This window comes from Rhodococcus sp. K11/5 (assembly GCF_055193735.1).
The window spans coordinates 605,873-622,714 of sequence record NZ_CM143721.1 but is presented as its reverse complement, the minus strand read 5'-3'; the positions used below and the strand labels follow the sequence as shown (position 1 = coordinate 622,714).

Below are 16,842 nucleotides of genomic sequence, written 5' to 3'. Positions count from 1 at the left end.
ACAGCGAACACCCCCTCCGGCACGCTGCAGCCGGTGCGCGGTGGAGGCACGGGGTGCGGATCGACGCCACACCAGCGCGGCCACGCATTCGATGCCTGGGGTTGCGTAGCCTTACCTAACCTGCCAAGCTCCTGCCGGTAAAGAGACGGTCAAATCCCGACCTCGCGGTATGCGGCGTCGGATCACTTCAGGAGACCCGCGTTGAAGATGTCCCGAACCTCGGCGCTCGCCGCCGTTCTCACCGTCGGCGCCGTCGCGCTCGCCGGCTGCAGCAGCGGTGCGGACGCCACCTCCGCCGACCCGGACGCGGCCACGGTCACCGTCGACACCACCGACGGACCCGTCGACGTGCCGCAGAACCCGCAGCGAGTCGTCGCGCTCGACAACACCTCGTTCGAGACCCTGAAGGCGTTCGGCGTCGAACCCGTCGCGCTGCCGAAGCAGATCATGCCGGACGCGGGATTCGAGGATTGGATCGGCAACGACGCGATCCTCGACATCGGGACGCACCGTGAACCGAACCTCGAGCTGGTGAACGAAGCCGAGCCCGATCTCATCGTCGGTGGATACCGCTTCCAGGAGTACACCGAGGAACTCGGACGCATCGCCACCACCATCGACATCGCACCGTCCGAGGACGCCGAGGGCGGCTACGTCGAGTCGCTGAAGCGTCAGACCACCACTCTCGGAACCATTTTCGATCGCGAGGAGGAAGCGGCCGACATCGTCGCCGCCCTCGACGACGCCACCGCCGACGCCGCCTCGCAGACCGACGGCCAGAGCGTCTTCCTCTCCGTGGTCTCCGGCGGCAAGATCGACAACGGCGCGGGCCGCATCGGCCGCATCATCGAACCGCTGGACCTGACCGACGTGTTCGCCGGCGAGGCAGGTGACGTCCACGGCGATTCCGGACTGGCGCCCGAGGCCATCGCCGCCGCGAACCCGGACTGGATGATCGTGCTCGACCGCGACGCCGCCGCCGGGGAGGCCGGTGCCGCTCCTGCCGCATCGGTCATCGACGCGCAGGAAGCGTTCGCGCGCACCACGTTCGCGTCGGATGACCAGATCGTCTACCTCGACCCGTACTTCTACACCCGCGAGTCCATCCAGGCGTTCACCGAGACGTACGAACAGCTCGCCGATGCTTTCGCGAACGCCGCGTAGCACCGCACTTCTCGCGGCCGTGAGCGGCGCCACCATCGTGTTGGTGGCGGCGTCGCTCATGGTCGGCGAGTACGACATCTCCCTCGCCGCCCTGCTCGACGATCCCGTGGCGCGCGAGATGTTCTTCATCTCCCGCGTACCGCGCACGCTCGCACTGGTGTTCGCCGGTGTCGCGATGGCGGTGTCCGGGGTGGTCATGCAGATGATCACGCAGAACAAGTTCGTCGAACCCACCACCGCGGGCACCAGCGCCTGGGCCGGGCTCGGCATTCTCACCGCACTGCTGCTGATTCCCAACGCGAACCCGATGACCAAGATGCTCGTCGCCACGGCCTTCGCGTTCGTCGGCACCATGCTCTTCGTCGGCGTGCTGCGCCGCATCGCGCTCGAGCAGCAGCTGGTCGTTCCCCTCGTCGGCATCATGCTCGGCGCCGTGATCGGCTCCGTCACCACCTTTCTCGCCGGTACGTTCGACCTGCTGCAGTCCATGTCCGCGTGGCGCTCCGGTGGTTTCAGCTCGGTCGTGCGCGGCTTCTACGAGCCGCTCTGGGCGGTGGTGATCATCGCCGTCCTCATCTACCTGCTGGCGCACCGCTTCACGGTCGCCGGACTGGGCAAGGACCTGGCCACCACCGTCGGTCTGAACTACGAGACGACCGTGGTCCTGGGCGTCGCGATGGTCGCGATCTGCACCGGCGTCACCAGCGTCGTGGTCGGCTTCGTTCCGTTCCTGGGGCTCATCGTGCCCAACGTCGTGTCCATGGTCCTCGGCGACGACGTCCGCAAGAACCTTCCCTGGGTGGCCGTCGTGGGCGTCGCGCTGCTCCTCGCCTGCGATCTGATCGGACGAACCGTGGTGGCCCCGATGGAAATTCCCGCCTCCGTCATCCTCGGCGCACTCGGCGCGGCCGGCTTCGTCGCGTTGGTCCTACGGCAGCGGCGGTACGCGAATGTCTGACACCCTCGCCCGCCCCGTCGCGGCCCCGACCCGCCCGGGGCTCCGATTGGCCGTCGTCGCAACACTTCTGGTGATCGCCGTCGGATGCTTTCTCACCCTGTTCGTACGCGGGTCGTTCGACTACGCGGTCCAGGGCCGCCTCACGATGGTCGGCGCGATGGCCGTGGCCGCCTTCGCGCACGGCATCGGCACCGTGGTGTTCCACACCGTCACCGACAATCGCATTCTCACCCCGTCGATCATCGGGTTCGATTCGCTCTACGTGCTCATGCAGACCCTCATGGTCTTCGTGTTCGGCGGCACCGTGATCGCCCAGACGGAGGGCATTCCCAAGCTGATCGCGCAGACCGTGGCGATGGTGCTGTTCGCGACGATCCTCTACCGGTGGCTGTTCTCCGGCCGACTCGGCAGCCTGTTCCTCATGCTGCTCGTCGGCGTGGTGCTGGGCATGGCGTTCGGTTCGATCTCGACGTTCCTGCAGCGCCTCCTCTCCCCCACGGAGTACGACCTGCTGTCCGTCAAGCTGTTCGGGCGGCTGAGCACGGTCGACGCCGACACCCTGCCGCTCGCGTTCGGCGTGTGCATCGTGGTCGGGGCGATCCTCTGGAAGCGTCGGTACCGGCTCGACGCTCTGCTGCTCGGGCGCGACGCCGCCACCGGGCTCGGGGTCGACCACAAGCGCGAGCTCACCCTCATGCTCATGCTGGTCGCACTGCTCATCGCGTTCTCCACCGCACTGGTGGGGCCGATGACGTTCTTCGGGTTCATCGTCGCGACGATGGCGTACCAGATCACCGGCAGCTACCAGCACCGCTACGTGATGCCGATGGCGTTCCTGCTCGGCATGCTCACACTGGTCGCCGGCCAGTTCGTCATGCAGCACATCTTCTACGCCAGTGGATTCCTCACCGTCGTCATCGAATTCACCGGAGGAATCCTGTTCCTCCTCGTCATCCTCCGCAGGGGCAGATTGTGATCACCTTCTCCGAGGTCTCGAAGACCTACCAGAACACCACCGTCCTCGGTCCGGTGAGCGGCACCATCGCCGCCGGCGGGATCACCTCGGTGATCGGACCCAACGGCGCCGGGAAGTCGACCCTGCTCTCGATCATGGGCCGGTTGCTCGAACCCTCCACCGGCACGGTGCGATTGGGTGAGGCGGACGTACGTACCACCGGCACCAAGAAATTGGCGAGGGTGGTGTCGATCCTGCGCCAGGACAATCACCTGACCGCGCGGCTCACCGTCCGGGAACTGGTGGGGTTCGGGCGCTTCCCGCACTCCGGCGGACGGCTGACACCGTCGGACCGCGAACGCGTCGAGGAGGCACTCGAGTTCCTCGACCTGACCGCGCTGGGCGGCCGGTACCTCGACCAGGTCTCCGGGGGGCAGCGTCAGCGCGCGTTCGTGGCCATGGTGCTCGCGCAGGACACCCCGTACGTGCTGCTCGACGAACCGCTCAACAACCTCGACATGAAGCACTCGGTGGCCATGATGGGCCACTTGCGCAGAGCAGCCGACGAACTGGGTCGCACCATCGTCCTGGTGATCCACGACGTGAACTTCGCCGGCGCCTATTCGGACCGGATCATCGCCATGCGGGACGGACAGATCGTGCACACCGGTACCGCCGCCGAGATCATGTGCGACGAGGTGCTCACCGACGTCTTCGACACCCCGGTCCGCGTGCACGACGTGGACGGGCAGGCGACCGCGATCTACGTGCGGCCCGACGGAATCTCCGGCAATAATGTCGATATCGAAACGTCGGTTCCGTCCCCGAGGTGAATGCAGCCGACGTGGCTGCACCGAACCGAGGAGACGATCATGGCGAAGTACTTGATGCTCAAGCACTACCGCGGCGCACCGGCAGCGGTGAACGATTCCCCCATGGACGAGTGGACGCAGGCCGAGGTGGATGCGCACATGCAGTACATGGAGGACTTCGCTGCTCGGCTCGACAAGAGCGGCGAGTTCGTGGACAGCCGTGCGCTCGCTCCGGAGGGCACCTTCGTCCGGTACGACGGTGAAGGTCGGCCGCCCGTGACCGACGGCCCGTTCGCCGAGACGAAAGACCTGGTGGCGGGGTACATGATGATCGACGTCGACAGTCACGAACGGGCCCTGGAGCTGGCGGCCGAGCTCTCCGCGGCTCCGGGCAAGGGCGGGAAACCCATCCACGAATGGCTCGAACTGCGGCCCCTGCTCGCCGCCCGAGGCACCGTCGTCGACTGACCCGCACGTGGACGCACAACTCCTGCGGGCACTGACCCCAGCGGTGATCGGTGTCCTCGTCCGCCGCGGTGTGGACTTCGCGACGGCCGAGGACGCCGTGCAGGAGGCCCTCCTGCAGGCGCTCCGTACCTGGCCCGACAACCCTCCTACGGATCCGAAGGGCTGGCTGGTCACCGTCGCGTGGCGACAGTTCCTCGACGCCTACCGATCCGACTCGTCGCGTCGGGAACGCGAGGCGAGGGTGACGTCGGAACCCGTCCCCGGCGACGCCGAAGTCGCGGACGACACTCTTCACCTGTTGTTCCTGTGTGCGCACCCGTCCCTGACCCACGGCTCGGCGGTCGCACTGACCCTTCGGGCGGTCGGTGGGTTGACCACACGACAGATCGCCCACGCGTATCTGGTGCCCGAACGGACGATGGCGGCACGGATCTCGCGGGCGAAGAAGAACCTGGTCGACGTCGGTTTCGACGCGCCCGGCGACGTTCGCACGGTGATGACCGTGTTGTACCTGATCTTCAACGAGGGCTACTCCGGCGACGTCGACCTCTCCGCCGAGGCCATCCGCCTGACACGACAACTCGCGTCGATGGTCGACGAACCCGAGGTGCGCGGATTGCTGGCACTCATGCTCCTCCACCACGCACGCCGATCGGCCCGCACGGAACCCGACGGTGCGCTCGTCGCCCTGGCCGACCAGGACCGCAGCCGGTGGGACACCGCGATGATCACCGAAGGCATCGCACTCCTCCGGTCTGCGCTTCTGCCGACGGGCCGACCGGACGCCACTCCCGGCCCGTTCCGGTGTCAGGCGGCCATCGCTGCGCTGCACGCCGATGCGCAACGGGCGGAGGACACCGATTGGGTTCAGATCGTCGAATGGTACGACGAACTGCTCCGCGTCCAGGACACCCCGATCGTGCGGCTCAACCGAGCCGTGGCCGTCGGGGAGGCCGACGGTCCCGTGGCGGGGTTGGCCGCGCTCGACGGGGTCGACCCGACCGTTCCGCGCTTTCTCGCGGCGTCGGCGTATCTGCACGAGAAGTCCGGCGACCTGCAGATCGCCGCACGCCTCTACGCCGACGCGGCTCGGGCAGCGCCGAGTCTCGCCGAGCGACACCACCTGTCACGCCGGGCCGCAGGCGTCCGGAACTCGATGTGATCGTTCCGCCCGCTACTCCCCCGCGTCCGACCACGCCTGCCGCTCCACTCCGAAGGCCTCGGCCTGGGTGGAGCGGAAGGCGGCGATCGACTCCTCGTTGTCCGCCAGGAACGCGTCGTGATCGGCGAGGGAGAAGGTGCCGTCGGTGATGTCGACGCCGCCGCCGCGGCCGGCCGCGAGGTCGGCGCGCATGTCCGCGAGTTCCTCGGTGGTGACGGGGTACCAGGAGATGCGGTCGAAGAACCGCAGCAACCAGGGGGTGCCCTGCTCGAACCCCGCCACGTTCGACGGGTGGCGGTGGTTCCACACCTGCGTGGTGCGCCCCACGAATTGGTACCCGCCCGGACCCTCCATCCCGTAGATGCACAGGTACGCGCCGCCGATACCCACCGCGTTCTCCGGCGTCCAGGTGCGGGCGGGATTGTACTTGGTGGTCACCAACCGGTGCCGGGGATCCAACGGAGTCGCCACGGGCGCACCGAGATACACGTCGCCCAGGCCCAACACCATGTAGTCGGCGTCGAACACGGTGTCGTAGACGTCGTCGACGGAGTTCAGGCCGTTCATGCGACGGATGAACTCGATGTTCCACGGGCACCACGGCGCGTCCGAGCGCACCCCGTGCATGTACCGCTCGATGGCTTCGCGCGTCGACGGGTCGTCCCACGACAGCGGCAGGCGGACCTTGCGTGACGGCACCACCAGCTCCGAGGTGTCGGGCAGCGCCTCCTCCACCTCGACCAGCAGATCCATCAGCTTTCCGACGGGCAGCACGTCCGGGTCGACCTTGACCTGCAGCGAGCGGATGCCCGGGGTCAGATCGACCAGCCCGCGCGGCGCGATCTGCTCGATGCGCTGGTGCAGGGCATGGGCCCGCGCCCGGAGTGCGAGATCGAGTGACATGGAACCGTATTCGACGAGAACGTTGTCGTCGCCCGACCGTCGGTAGCAGACGTCCGTGGCGGCCTCACGGCGCGCGATGACGCCGTCGTCTCCGTCCCCGCCGCGGGAGAACACCGCCGGAGACGACGCCCGACGCCCCATGCCGAGCGATCCGAGCGACGCCGTCTCGGCGCTGCGCACGGGCACGAAGCGGACCGTGTTGCCGGGGCGAAGCTGACCGAGCTTCCACCGATCCGCGGCGACGACGGTGACCGGGCAGACGAACCCGCCCAGGGACGGACCGTCGGGACCGAGAAGGATCGGGGTGTCGCCCGTGAAGTCGAGCGCGCCCACGGAATACGCGTTGTCGTGGATGTTCGACGGGTGCAGCCCCGCCTCGCCGCCGTCGGTGCGGGCCCAGTCCGGCCGCGGTCCGATCAGGCGAACGCCGGTGCGGTCGGAATTGAAGTGCACCTCGTAGGCGGTGCCGAGAATGGTGTCCATGCCCGCACGAGTGAAGAACTCGGGAGCTCCGTGCGGACCCTCGGTGACGGCGAGCTCCCACGCATCGCTCAGGGCCGGAACGTGTTCCATCGGCACCGGCCGCGGGGTGGCCGTGGACGCGGGGTCGGCGGACGTGGGGTCGGCGACCGTCAGTACGTCTCCGGATTCGAGCACCCGGCCGCGGTGCCCACCGAAGTTGCCCATGGTGAAGGTCGACGCGCTGCCCAGGTACTCCTCGGCCTCGAGTCCGCCGCGCACCGCGACGTACATGCGCAGACCCGCACCGCCGACCATCCCGATGTCCAGGACGCTCCCGGCCGACACCGACAGCGGCGTCCACAGGTCCACGGGCTCCCCGTCGAGTGTGACCGGAACATCGGCACCGGCGACGCAGACGACGCCGTCGGAGTCGAACCGCAGGGCCGGACCGCTGAGCGTGGTCTCCAATCCCGCTGCGCCCTCGGCGTTTCCGACGGCGACGTTCGCGAGCCGCAGGGACAGATCGTCCATGGGCCCGGACGGCGGCACCCCGACCTTCCAGTACCCGACGCGCCCCGGCCAGTCCTGCACCGTGGTGAGCATGCCGGGCCGTTCGACGGTGATCTTGCCGGTCACGGGCGCGTCACGATCATGCGGACCTCGGTGGGGTCGAACCCGTTGCAGGGGTTGTTGATCTGCGGGCAGTTCGACACCAGCACAAGCGCGTCGACCTCGGCCCGCAGGGCGAGTCGCTTGCCCGGCGCGGAGAGCCCGTCGACGATGCCCAGCGACCCGTCCGCCTCGACCGGCACGTTCATGAAGAAGTTGATGTTGGACACCAGATCCGCCTTGCCCAGACCCCAGCGCGACCCCTCCATGAGGAAGTTCTCGACGCAGCCGTGCTGATGCTTGGTGTGGTGGCCGTAGCGCAGGGTGTTGGACTCCTGCGAGCACGCGCCGCCGATGGTGTCGTGGTTGCCCACCTCGTCCGCGACGATGGTCATCAGCGGCTGGGACTCGCTGTCGCGCAACACCGTTTCGGTGGTCAGGTACACGTTTCCCTGCCCCACCAGGGTGGTGGCCGCGCTGTAGCGGACGGTGTGATCGTGAGCCCCGTAGATGAGGGTGTCCACCGCCTGGTTCCCCTTCAGGTCCAGGATGGTGAGCACGTCACCGGCGGCGACGACGGCGGACCACGGGCCGCGGGCCGGGGCGATCTCGTCGAGGATCACCTCGCCGGGAACGAGGGCGGGGGTGAGGGTCTGGGTGCTGGTCATCGGGTTGCCTCCGCTGCGATTCGCACGTCTTCCGTGTTGGCCACGGCGCGTCGGTATTCGGGGTCGTCGTTCGGAAGGTCGTCCAGGTCATCGGGTGAGGTCCAGGCCAGTACCTCGAGCGAGGTCGTGTCGAACGTCGGCGACGGGTCGAGCGGGTGCGCGGTGTTCGCGACGGTCACGATAACCGGCAGGTGCACGATCAGGTCGACGGCGGTATCGGGCCCGGCCGAGCCGGTGCTGCGCAGGCTGCCGTCGGACTCGACGGTGACGCCGTGGAAGAAGCTGATGGTCGGCGGCACGTCGCGAGGTCCGAGCCCGTTCTTCAGCGCCCCCAAAATCAGCAGCTCACGACCCGCGGGCGAGGTGGAGTACGGCGACCCGTCGCCGTACTTGGCCGTGTTCGTCGCGAGAGTCGTGGTGCCGCAGAGGGCGTCGTGGTGGCCCGAGGAATCGGCGAGCACCGTCGCCAACACCCGGCCCTGATCGGAGAGCACGGGGTGACCGACGCCGAGGTACGCCTGCCAGGGAACCTTGACCGTGTCGGCGGTGTTCAGTCGCTCCCAGGGCGCGTCGGCGCGGTGGATCATGACGTGAGCGCAGGCGCAGCCGTCGATGTCGCGCAGGCGAAGTCGCGTTCCGCGAGCGAGCACCTTGGTGGTGTAGCGGCCACCGGGGACCGTCTCGGCCCAGGTGAGGGTGCCGGGCTCGACCCCGTGGACGGCCGTCGGCCACTGCGAGGCGGGGACGACGGGCATCGAGTCCGTGATGGCGCGGGCCTGCGCGCGGGCGTGTTCCTTGGCGGCGGAGGTGGTTGCGGTACTGGACATCTCAGGCTCCGATCGTGACTTTGTTGGGGTGGTCCTTGCCGCGGGGGAAGCACGCGACACCGATCAGGACGACGGCGAGGACGGTCAGGGGTGCGGCCCAGCGCAGCAGCGGGAAATCGCCCGACGGGTCGAAGATCTCCGCTCGCGGCCACGACAGGTTGATCACCATCACCGCGCCGTACACGACGGCGAGGATGTTCACGGGCAACCCGATCCAGCCCATCGTGAACAGCTTCTTGCCCTCGGAATCGACCGTCGAGGTGGGATGCGGCCACCCCTTCAGGCGTCGGACGAGGAGGGGAACGGTGACCATCATGTAGGCCAGGTAGATCAGCACGATGCACACACTCGAGAGCGTCGTGAAGATGGCGGCGTTGCCCACGTTGACGATCAGCACGGACACGCAGCCGAGACCGATGATCACGGCGGGGGCGATGGGAGTGCCGGTGGTCTTGTTGACCGACCCCAGCACCTTCGACGCGGGGAGACGTCCGTCGCGGGCCATCGAGAACATCAGCCGGGACGCGGCGGTCTGAATGGCCAAGGTGCAGATGAGGATCGCGATGGCGACGTCGATCAGCAGCACGGTGCCCCACGGCGAGGACAGGACCGAATCCAGCACGTACGGCAGGCCCTGCGTGGCCAGCTGGCCGTCGGTGAGGCTCGGGGCCGCCATGAGTGCGCCGAGGATCATGAGCCCGCCGCCGAGCGCGGAGACCGACAGTGCGAGGCGGATGGTGCGCGGAGCGATGCGTCGCGGGTTCTTCGTCTCCTCGGCCAGCTCGCCGGCCGAGCCGAATCCCACCATCACGTACGCGGCCATGAGGCCGGAGACGATCCACGCCCCGATGTAGCCGGAATCGGCGGGCACGCTGCCGGTGTCGAAGACGACGTCGGGTCCGCGTTGCGCGTGGGTGAAGAAGACGCCGACGATCGCGATGACGCCGATGATCTCGCACGTCACACCGATGGAGTTGATGCGCGCCATCACGTTGACGCCGATCGAGTTGATCGTCGTGGTGACCACCAACAGCGCGGTACCGAGCACGACGGCGTTGGTCGCGCCGTCGGACGAGGTCAGAGCGGTGTCCGTACCGACGATCTGGAAGCCGATCCACACGTTCGGGAGCACCACCTGCAGCGCGATCGCGGCGGCGGACGCGGTGACGATCTGCGCGATGATCATGAACCAGCCGGCGAACCATCCGGCGATCTCGCCGCCCATACGCCGCGACCACTGGTAGATGGCGCCCGAGATGGGATAGCGCGCAGCGAGTTCCGCGAAGCACAGGGCCACCATGAACTGACCGAGGAACACCACCGGCCAGGTCCAGAAGAACGCGGGACCGGCGAACGAGAAGCCGAGTCCGAAGAGCTGGAAGATGGTGGTGAGAATGGAGACGAACGAGAAACCGGCCGCGAACGAGGCGAACTTGCCCAGTTTGCGGTGCAGTTGCTGCTCGTACCCGAACTCGCGGAGGTCGTCGGAATCACCGGCGCGATCCGAGGGGGGAGGTAGTACGGCCTGGCTCATGGGGAATCTCCGTCAGCGAGTAAGTGTGGCCGCGCGTGGCCTCGTCGCCATGCGTAACTGTCAAGTGATAGTTAATCGGTTCGAGGCGCCCCGGTGGTGACGTCGATGTATCGAGATCGGGTCTGCGGGTTGCAGTCGTGTTAACCGTGTTTCGAGAACGTGTACGTCCGCTCACCGCGTCGGGAGATGGCAGCATGTGGGCGTGAGCGTAAGCATCGGACGGCCCCGATCGGCGGCCAGGAAGCGGCCGGGGGCCACCGCGCGCGACGAGATCCTCGACGCCGCGGCCGAGCTCTTCACCACCGGTGGGTTCACCGCGACGAGTACGCGGGCCATCGCCGACGCCGTGGGGGTGCGGCAGGCCTCGCTGTACAACCACTTCGAGAACAAGGACGCCATGCTGATGGCGCTCCTGGCCGGCACCGTGGAAGCACCCGCGGAGTTCGCGCGCTCTCTCCCCGCCGCCACCGACGATCCCCGCGTGCGCATCCACGCCCTGACCTGGTTCGACGCCCGGCACCTCACCACGTCCACCTGGAACCTCGGCGCGCTCTACCTGCTGCCCGAGCTGCGCTCGGACCGGTTCGACGCCTTCCGCCGGCAACGCTGGGATCTGCGCGAGGAGTACGCACGGTTGTCGACCGAGGCGCTGCGACGCATCGGTGTCCTCTCCCCCGACGACACCGTCGCCGCGCACCTGCCGTTCCGGCTCGTCGAGTCGATCATCAACGCGCGCTCCGACGCCGACCTCGACGACACCGGGCCGGACTCACCGCGCGCCGTCGCCGACGCCGCGCTCCGGGTCCTGGGGCTGACCGCCGTGCCCGACGCGGTGACGGACGCGGCGGCGGAGTTGGTGGAGGGGCGGGAGTCGGCGCCGGGGCTGGAGGCGTCGCCGCGCACCGTGCAGTGAGACGCGCACCGTGCACGGTGCGCAGGACGCTGCAGGGTGCGCGCCGAGGGGTGGGGCGCGGGCAAGAACGGGGCGGGTCGGGGCAGGGTGCGCGAGGAGGGGTGCGAGGGGGCGCGGGGCGCTACCCCACCAACGCGCGCAGGAAGATCGGCAGAAAGGGACGCGGCGACGGCGCCCCCGCGGTGCGGAACGGCACCGAATCCCGCGCTGCCTGCACCCAGTCGGCGCGGGTGGTGCCCGAGAGGTCGAGCCGATACGACGAGTCCGCGACCAGGTGGTGCAGCAACGCCGTCCCCGCGCGCCCGTTGCCCTCCCGAAACGGGTGGGCGTGGTTCACCTCCGCGTAGGTCCGGCTGAGCAGGTAGGCCAACCGTCCGTGGTCGGCGCTCGCGAAGTCCGCACCGACGATGGTCTCGTGCGCCACGATCAGCGCTTCCCAGATCGACGCCACGTGGGTGAAGGTGGTGCCGTTCTTCGACAGCTCGACGGTGCGGATCTTTCCCGCCCACTCGTACACGTCCGAGAAGACGTACCGGTGCAGTTCGAGCAACCGGTGCACCCCCTCCATCTCGAAAGCGACACGGCCGGTGTGGATCTCGACCAGTCGCACCGCCGTCACCAGCGCCTCGGCGCGATCCAGCTCGCGCGGGTCCTCGATGCCGAACCGATTCCGCAGCGTCGCGCTCCCGGACTGCAGATAGGGTGCCCGACGCGCGAACCACCGACGCGGCGGCGTCGCTCCCGGACGCGTCAGGCGGGCACACAGATCCGGGACGACGTCCTCCCCGCGCCCGGCGGCGGCAAGAACCTCGAGGTCGGACGGCGTCGGCGCCCACCCCTCGAGCCGTTCCGCCGCCACCGCCTGCCGAATCGCATCGTCAGCGCCCATGGGACCGGCGTTCATGTGACCGAATAGGCCAGCGCCCGTTGCATTCCCGCGACCTCCCGCGCCGCGTTGCTCAGCAGACTGCGAGCGAGCGGAGTGAGATCGGCGAGCGAGACCACGTCGTCCGGCGTCACCCCGGCACGCACCTGATCGCACTGGTGCCCGAGCCGGATGCGCTGCACCACGTCGAAGGACTCCGCCAGCACCTGCGCGTCGTCCACGCCGAGCACCCCGGCGGCCCCGGCGTCGGCGAGGCGCCCGAGGGTGGTGCGCTCGGGTGACCCGCCCCGCAGCCCCGCCCACCGGGCGATGTCGGTGATCGACGACAGCACCGACTCCTTGAGATCCGCGGACTCCGTGCGTCGGAAAAGCTTGTCTCGCAACACCAACTTGGCCTGGCCCACGGTGGCCTCACGGAGCAGCAGGTGCTGGGCCCGCGAGGAGTCGGCCAGACGCGACCGGACGTGCTCGGCCAGATCGAACTCGGCCACACCGCCGACCGCACTCGCGTCGGCGAGGAGCGAGAGCATCACGATCCCCCTGTCGCTCAACGGATCCGCGATCCACCCGTCGACGGCGGCGGTCCATCCCTCGCGGGTGCGCACGAAGCGCCGTTGCGACGCCAACGCGTTGTGCGGGTCCGGCCGGATTCCGCACCGGCGCAGCAGATCGTGCACCGCGGCGCCCGAACGCGTGGCGGCGCCCACCCTGTCCTCCGACGCCACCACCGCGGCGGTCTCGAGGTCCGACGACGGCAACGCCTCGCGCCGCGCGACGCTGCCGAGCACCACGATCTCGCGGGCCGTCAGCTCGGGCCCCACCAGCGCCACGGCTCGTCCGAACGCGGCTCGCACCAACACCGAACGGATTCCCGCGACGTCGGCCGGCGCCACCCGCGAATCGTGCGCTGCGATGACCACGGACGGGATGTCGGCGCAGCGGGTGATCAGGTCCTCGGCGGTCTCCGCGCGGGCGATCGCCGTACGCACCAGCACACCCGCCCGCGTCGCCGACGAGAACAGATCGGCGTCGTCCACGACGCCCACCAGGGCGCCGGCCGCGTCGACGACCACCAGGTGACGCACCCCGATGGCCATCATGTCCGTTCCCGCGTCCGCCACGGATCGAGTCGACGGGACCGTGTGGACCGGCGTCGTCGCTACTCCGGCGACCTCGGAGTCCCGGCCGACACCCCCGGCCACGACGCGTCGGCGAAGGTCACCGTCGGTGACGATGCCCCACACCGCATCGGTGCCGTTCGTGATGACCGCACACCGGGAGCGAGCGGCGGTCATCCGGGCTGCGACCTCGGAGATCGACGTGCTCGCCGAACACACGGGCACCGACGTCTGCGCTCGCTCACCCACCGTCACGACGGCCACCTTATGGCGACAAACGCGGCGCAGCCGCACCAGGGCGGCACACGGCGAAGCAGAAACAGGCATACAGTCAGCACCAGAGCGCCACGACAGGCGATCGGAAGGTACACGTGACACCAACCCACAGAACAACCACGGCGGTGGGTCGCGGCGGCCTGACGCTCGACGCCATCCTGCGCGCCGGCATCGCGTTCATCGACGCCAACGGCGTCGCCGAACTCACCATGCGCCGACTCGGAGCCTCGCTCGGCGTCGAGGCCATGGCCCTCTACCACTACGTTCCCGGCAAGGAATCCCTGCTCGACGGCATCGTCGAGCTGGTCATCGACGATCTGCACGGCGACCCTCAGGTCCTCATGACGGGCGCGACGAGCTGGCAGGACTACCTGCAGCGACTCGCCCACGGCGTCCGGCGCATGGCGCTCGCGCATCCGCAGGTGTTCCCGCTGGTGGCGACGCGACCCTCGGAAGCACCCTGGGTCCGGCCCCCGCTCCGCAGCGTTCGCTGGATGGACAACTTCCTCTCCAGCCTGCACGCGTGGGGCTTCGACGACGCGGCGACCGCGGCCGCCTACCGCGCCTACACCAGCTTCCTGCTGGGCCACCTGCTGCTCGAGGTCTCGGCGCAGGGCGTGGACCTCGTCCCGTCCGTGGATACTGACGAGCCGGGATCGGCCGAGGGCCGTGACGACCTCGAGGTCACGATGGCCGACTATCCCACCGTGTTGCGACTGCGCCCGGAACTGTCGCGCGATCTCGCGCACGTCGAGTTCGAGAAGTCGTTGGAAAGTCTGCTCGAGCGGCTCGCGACCGATCTGCCTCAGCCGACCGCCTGACACACCCGCCGGGCGTCACTCGGCCGAGTCGAGGACCGCCCGCGCGTGCCGCACCACGGACCGGCGGCGGGCCCGCGCCTCGGACACCAGAAGGACGGTGGCCTCGGCGATGTCGACGCCGGCGCGCTCGGACAGCACCCCGATGGCCTGCTCGATCACGGCGTTGTCGTCGAGTGCGACGCGTCGACGATCGGCGGCCACCGACAGCCGTGTGTCGTCGGCCGCGGAGCGATCCAGCGACAGGGCGACCAGATCCGCGATGGCCTGGACGAACGACCCGACGTGCGGGGCGGCGCCCCACGGCCCCGCTGTGTGCACGACGACGGCCCCGGCCGTACGCGCCGCGATTCGCACCGGGTACGCCCGCACCCCACCGATACCCGCGGCGACGGCGGCGGATGCGTACTCGGGCCAGCGGGTACCGTCGCCGGCCAGATCGTCGACCATCACCACCGCGCCGACGCGGATACACGTCTCCGCCGGCCCACCGAGGGCCAGGTACCGGTCGACGGCCACCACCGAGGACGACGCGACGAGGAGGGAATTCGTCTCGGCGTCGGCGTCGGAGAGCACGACCGACACCGACACCGCACCGATGACGGCTCGCGCCCTCTCGGCCAGGGTGTACATCAAGGACGACGCGTCGACCCCGGTGACGAGGTGTCCGGTGATTTCCGCGAGCGCCACGACCTGCTGGGGCGCTCCGGGGTCGTCGTTCTCGTCGGTGGGGTGGAGATCGGTCACGACTGCTGGCCTTTCGTCGTCGAATCCGACGTGGTGTCGTCGCTGGTGAATCGGGTGGTTCTGTCCACGACATCGCGAGCGAGGTCGTCGATCGGGCGGCGTTCGGAGTACGCCGCCGCCCTCAGCCTGGCCAGCGCCTCGTCCGGAGGCACACCGAGCTGTACCGAGATCATGCCCACGGCGAGGTTCACATGTCGACGCGGAGTGTGAGCGTTCGTAGCATACTCGGCGCCCGGCCTCGCTCCGACGGACTCGGGTCGCAGATAGTCCTGCAGCAGAACGGAGGCCAGCGCATCGGCGGATACCTGTGCGACAGCCAGGATTTCGTCGTCCAGAGCACCCGGTACGGTTCGGTAGAGCTCGACCACGCCGAACACGTCACCGCCCGCGCGCAGCGGGAACGCGAAGACCGCGGCCATGCCCCCGGCGGCGGCGTCGGCCGCGAAGCCCGGCCAAGGGATCGAGGCCTCGTCCGTGAGATCGGGGACGGACACGACGGTTCTCCTGCGGAACGCGTCGATACACGGTCCCTGTCCGGTGGTGAACTGCAGTTCGTCGAGGTATTGCGCGACGGCGTCGGTGGCGTAGACGAGTTCGCGGGAGGAGCCGCTCACCACAGTGACGGCAGCGCCGTCCACCCCCGCGAGAGCGAGCAAGTTGCGGCACAGTTCCGAGACGCGCAATCGCGTGTCGGTGCGCTGGGAATCCTCCTCGTGACCGGTCATGATTCCCCGTTCCGCTCGGCGACGTACCGGACGGTCCGACAGCCTATCCCCCGACGGTCACCAGAGTAGACCCGCGGCGACGTCACGGGCGTAGTGTCGTCTCATCAACCGTCACGGAAACCGACACAGATGACCGACGACCAGTTCGCCGAGGTCGAGCGGCACTTGACCATGACCGTCGGCACCGCCGACGACGCCCTCGAGCTCATGACCCGCGTCGCCGCCCTCGCCGTGCGCTTCGTTCCCGGAGCCGACCGCGCGAGCATCACCGTCTCGTTCGACCCCCTGGCACCGTTCACCGTCGGGGCCACCGACGCCGCCGCCGAGGCCGTCGACCGCGAGCAATACGCCGCGAACGACGGCCCGTGCCTGCGAGCGTCGCGCACGGGGGTAGCCGTCGACCTGTCGGTCGACACCGTCGGACGGTGGTGGCCGGACGTTGCCGTCTCGGCCCGTACCGCGGGCATCGGGCGTATCGCGGCGTTTCCGGTGCACGTCGACGGCACACCCGGCCGCACCGTCGGCTCGCTCAATCTCTACAGCGATGCCGGCACCAGGCACGCCGTCGACCCGAGCGGTGATGTGCTGGCGGTGCTGCTGCAGTACCTGGCCGCGTCGTTGCAGACCGTCGACCGCCACACCTCCACGCACGGAGCCGTCCGGACCCTGCAGACGGCGATGGACGCGCGACAGGCGATCGACACCGCCGCGGGCGTGTTCATGGTGCGTGAGGGCCTGACCCTGGCGCAGGCCGTCACGGCCCTGACTGCATACGCGCGCGAGCACGACCTCACCGTCCACGACGCGGCACACGAGGTCCTGAACTCCCTCGCCTGA

Annotated in this window: 17 protein-coding genes; 9 read left to right on the top strand and 8 right to left on the bottom strand. The window is 69.0% G+C overall.

What is annotated here, in order from left to right:
* Nucleotides 1-207 precede the first annotated feature (207 nt).
* Genes ACY466_RS03050 through ACY466_RS03025 form a run of 6 tightly spaced genes read left to right on the top strand, consistent with a single transcriptional unit; the run spans nucleotide 208 to nucleotide 5,519 of the window.
* Complete coding sequence (locus ACY466_RS03050; RefSeq protein WP_463252120.1) at nucleotides 208-1,164, top strand: siderophore ABC transporter substrate-binding protein; 957 nt, start codon at nucleotides 208-210, stop codon at nucleotides 1,162-1,164.
* The gene (locus ACY466_RS03045) at nucleotides 1,142-2,122 is read left to right on the top strand and encodes an ABC transporter permease (RefSeq protein ID WP_463249752.1); all 981 of its coding nucleotides are present in this window, start codon (nucleotides 1,142-1,144) and stop codon (nucleotides 2,120-2,122) included. The genes ACY466_RS03050 and ACY466_RS03045 overlap by 23 nt, the downstream gene beginning before the upstream one ends.
* Nucleotides 2,115-3,098 (top strand): iron chelate uptake ABC transporter family permease subunit, encoded by a 984-nt coding sequence (locus ACY466_RS03040; RefSeq protein ID WP_463249750.1) that lies wholly within the window; start codon nucleotides 2,115-2,117, stop codon nucleotides 3,096-3,098. Before ACY466_RS03045 ends, ACY466_RS03040 begins: the two co-directional genes overlap by 8 nt.
* Nucleotides 3,095-3,910, top strand: a complete 816-nt coding sequence (locus ACY466_RS03035) for an iron ABC transporter ATP-binding protein (protein WP_463249748.1) — start codon at nucleotides 3,095-3,097, stop codon at nucleotides 3,908-3,910. The genes ACY466_RS03040 and ACY466_RS03035 overlap by 4 nt, the downstream gene beginning before the upstream one ends.
* Before the next feature lie 39 nt (nucleotides 3,911-3,949).
* Entirely contained in the window at nucleotides 3,950-4,357 is a 408-nt protein-coding gene (locus ACY466_RS03030; RefSeq protein ID WP_463249746.1) for a YciI family protein, read from the top strand.
* 7 nt (nucleotides 4,358-4,364) lie between these two features.
* Complete coding sequence (locus ACY466_RS03025; protein WP_463249745.1) at nucleotides 4,365-5,519, top strand: RNA polymerase sigma factor; 1,155 nt, start codon at nucleotides 4,365-4,367, stop codon at nucleotides 5,517-5,519.
* Nucleotides 5,520-5,531: 12 nt separating this feature from the next.
* Here the strand turns inward: ACY466_RS03025 and ACY466_RS03020 are convergent, their stop codons facing one another.
* The 4 genes from ACY466_RS03020 to ACY466_RS03005 are packed head-to-tail and all read right to left on the bottom strand — an operon-like array spanning nucleotide 5,532 to nucleotide 10,522.
* Entirely contained in the window at nucleotides 5,532-7,520 is a 1,989-nt protein-coding gene (locus ACY466_RS03020; RefSeq protein WP_463249743.1) for a 5-oxoprolinase/urea amidolyase family protein, read from the bottom strand.
* The gene (locus tag ACY466_RS03015; protein ID WP_463249741.1) at nucleotides 7,517-8,161 is read right to left on the bottom strand and encodes an urea amidolyase associated protein UAAP2; all 645 of its coding nucleotides are present in this window, start codon (nucleotides 8,159-8,161) and stop codon (nucleotides 7,517-7,519) included. Before ACY466_RS03015 ends, ACY466_RS03020 begins: the two co-directional genes overlap by 4 nt.
* Nucleotides 8,158-8,988, bottom strand: coding sequence for an urea amidolyase associated protein UAAP1 (locus ACY466_RS03010; protein ID WP_463249740.1), 831 nt, complete (start codon nucleotides 8,986-8,988; stop codon nucleotides 8,158-8,160). The genes ACY466_RS03015 and ACY466_RS03010 overlap by 4 nt, the downstream gene beginning before the upstream one ends.
* Before the next feature lies 1 nt (nucleotide 8,989).
* Nucleotides 8,990-10,522, bottom strand: coding sequence for an amino acid permease (locus ACY466_RS03005; protein ID WP_463249738.1), 1,533 nt, complete (start codon nucleotides 10,520-10,522; stop codon nucleotides 8,990-8,992).
* A 202-nt stretch (nucleotides 10,523-10,724) separates the two neighbouring features.
* Here ACY466_RS03005 and ACY466_RS03000 point away from each other — a divergent pair, with 202 nt between their 5' ends.
* Complete coding sequence (locus ACY466_RS03000; RefSeq protein ID WP_463249737.1) at nucleotides 10,725-11,435, top strand: TetR/AcrR family transcriptional regulator; 711 nt, start codon at nucleotides 10,725-10,727, stop codon at nucleotides 11,433-11,435.
* A gap of 121 nt (nucleotides 11,436-11,556) precedes the next feature.
* On the opposite strand, the gene ACY466_RS02995 is transcribed toward ACY466_RS03000, so the two are convergent.
* Entirely contained in the window at nucleotides 11,557-12,324 is a 768-nt protein-coding gene (locus ACY466_RS02995; RefSeq protein ID WP_463249736.1) for a Fic/DOC family protein, read from the bottom strand.
* Between the two features lie 11 nt (nucleotides 12,325-12,335).
* Nucleotides 12,336-13,694 (bottom strand): putative nucleotidyltransferase substrate binding domain-containing protein, encoded by a 1,359-nt coding sequence (locus ACY466_RS02990; protein ID WP_463249734.1) that lies wholly within the window; start codon nucleotides 13,692-13,694, stop codon nucleotides 12,336-12,338.
* Nucleotides 13,695-13,810: 116 nt separating this feature from the next.
* Between ACY466_RS02990 and ACY466_RS02985 the strand changes: the two genes are divergently transcribed.
* Nucleotides 13,811-14,536, top strand: a complete 726-nt coding sequence (locus ACY466_RS02985) for a TetR/AcrR family transcriptional regulator (RefSeq protein WP_463249733.1) — start codon at nucleotides 13,811-13,813, stop codon at nucleotides 14,534-14,536.
* A gap of 15 nt (nucleotides 14,537-14,551) precedes the next feature.
* Here ACY466_RS02985 and ACY466_RS02980 read toward each other — a convergent pair whose 3' ends face one another.
* Both ACY466_RS02980 and ACY466_RS02975 read right to left on the bottom strand, forming a co-directional pair.
* Nucleotides 14,552-15,280, bottom strand: a complete 729-nt coding sequence (locus ACY466_RS02980) for an ANTAR domain-containing protein (protein ID WP_463249731.1) — start codon at nucleotides 15,278-15,280, stop codon at nucleotides 14,552-14,554.
* A complete protein-coding gene (locus tag ACY466_RS02975) occupies nucleotides 15,277-16,005 on the bottom strand; it encodes a GAF domain-containing protein (protein ID WP_463249730.1) in 729 nt (242 codons plus the stop codon). The genes ACY466_RS02980 and ACY466_RS02975 overlap by 4 nt, the downstream gene beginning before the upstream one ends.
* A gap of 129 nt (nucleotides 16,006-16,134) precedes the next feature.
* On the opposite strand from ACY466_RS02975, the gene ACY466_RS02970 reads away from it, so the two are divergent.
* The gene (locus ACY466_RS02970; RefSeq protein WP_463249728.1) at nucleotides 16,135-16,842 is read left to right on the top strand and encodes an ANTAR domain-containing protein; all 708 of its coding nucleotides are present in this window, start codon (nucleotides 16,135-16,137) and stop codon (nucleotides 16,840-16,842) included.

Excerpts from the sequence above, each read along its gene's own strand:
- ACY466_RS03030 (WP_463249746.1), top strand. The coding sequence starts at position 3,950 with ATGGCGAAGTACTTGATGCTCAAGCACTACCGCGGCGCACCGGCAGCG.
- ACY466_RS02995 (WP_463249736.1), bottom strand. The coding sequence starts at position 12,324 with ATGGGCGCTGACGATGCGATTCGGCAGGCGGTGGCGGCGGAACGGCTC.
- ACY466_RS03010 (WP_463249740.1), bottom strand. The coding sequence starts at position 8,988 with ATGTCCAGTACCGCAACCACCTCCGCCGCCAAGGAACACGCCCGCGCG.
- ACY466_RS03050 (WP_463252120.1), top strand. The coding sequence starts at position 208 with ATGTCCCGAACCTCGGCGCTCGCCGCCGTTCTCACCGTCGGCGCCGTC.
- ACY466_RS02975 (WP_463249730.1), bottom strand. The coding sequence starts at position 16,005 with ATGACCGGTCACGAGGAGGATTCCCAGCGCACCGACACGCGATTGCGC.
- ACY466_RS03015 (WP_463249741.1), bottom strand. The coding sequence starts at position 8,161 with ATGACCAGCACCCAGACCCTCACCCCCGCCCTCGTTCCCGGCGAGGTG.
- ACY466_RS03040 (WP_463249750.1), top strand. The coding sequence starts at position 2,115 with ATGTCTGACACCCTCGCCCGCCCCGTCGCGGCCCCGACCCGCCCGGGG.
- ACY466_RS02970 (WP_463249728.1), top strand. The coding sequence starts at position 16,135 with ATGACCGACGACCAGTTCGCCGAGGTCGAGCGGCACTTGACCATGACC.
- ACY466_RS03005 (WP_463249738.1), bottom strand. The coding sequence starts at position 10,522 with ATGAGCCAGGCCGTACTACCTCCCCCCTCGGATCGCGCCGGTGATTCC.
- ACY466_RS03045 (WP_463249752.1), top strand. The coding sequence starts at position 1,142 with ATGCTTTCGCGAACGCCGCGTAGCACCGCACTTCTCGCGGCCGTGAGC.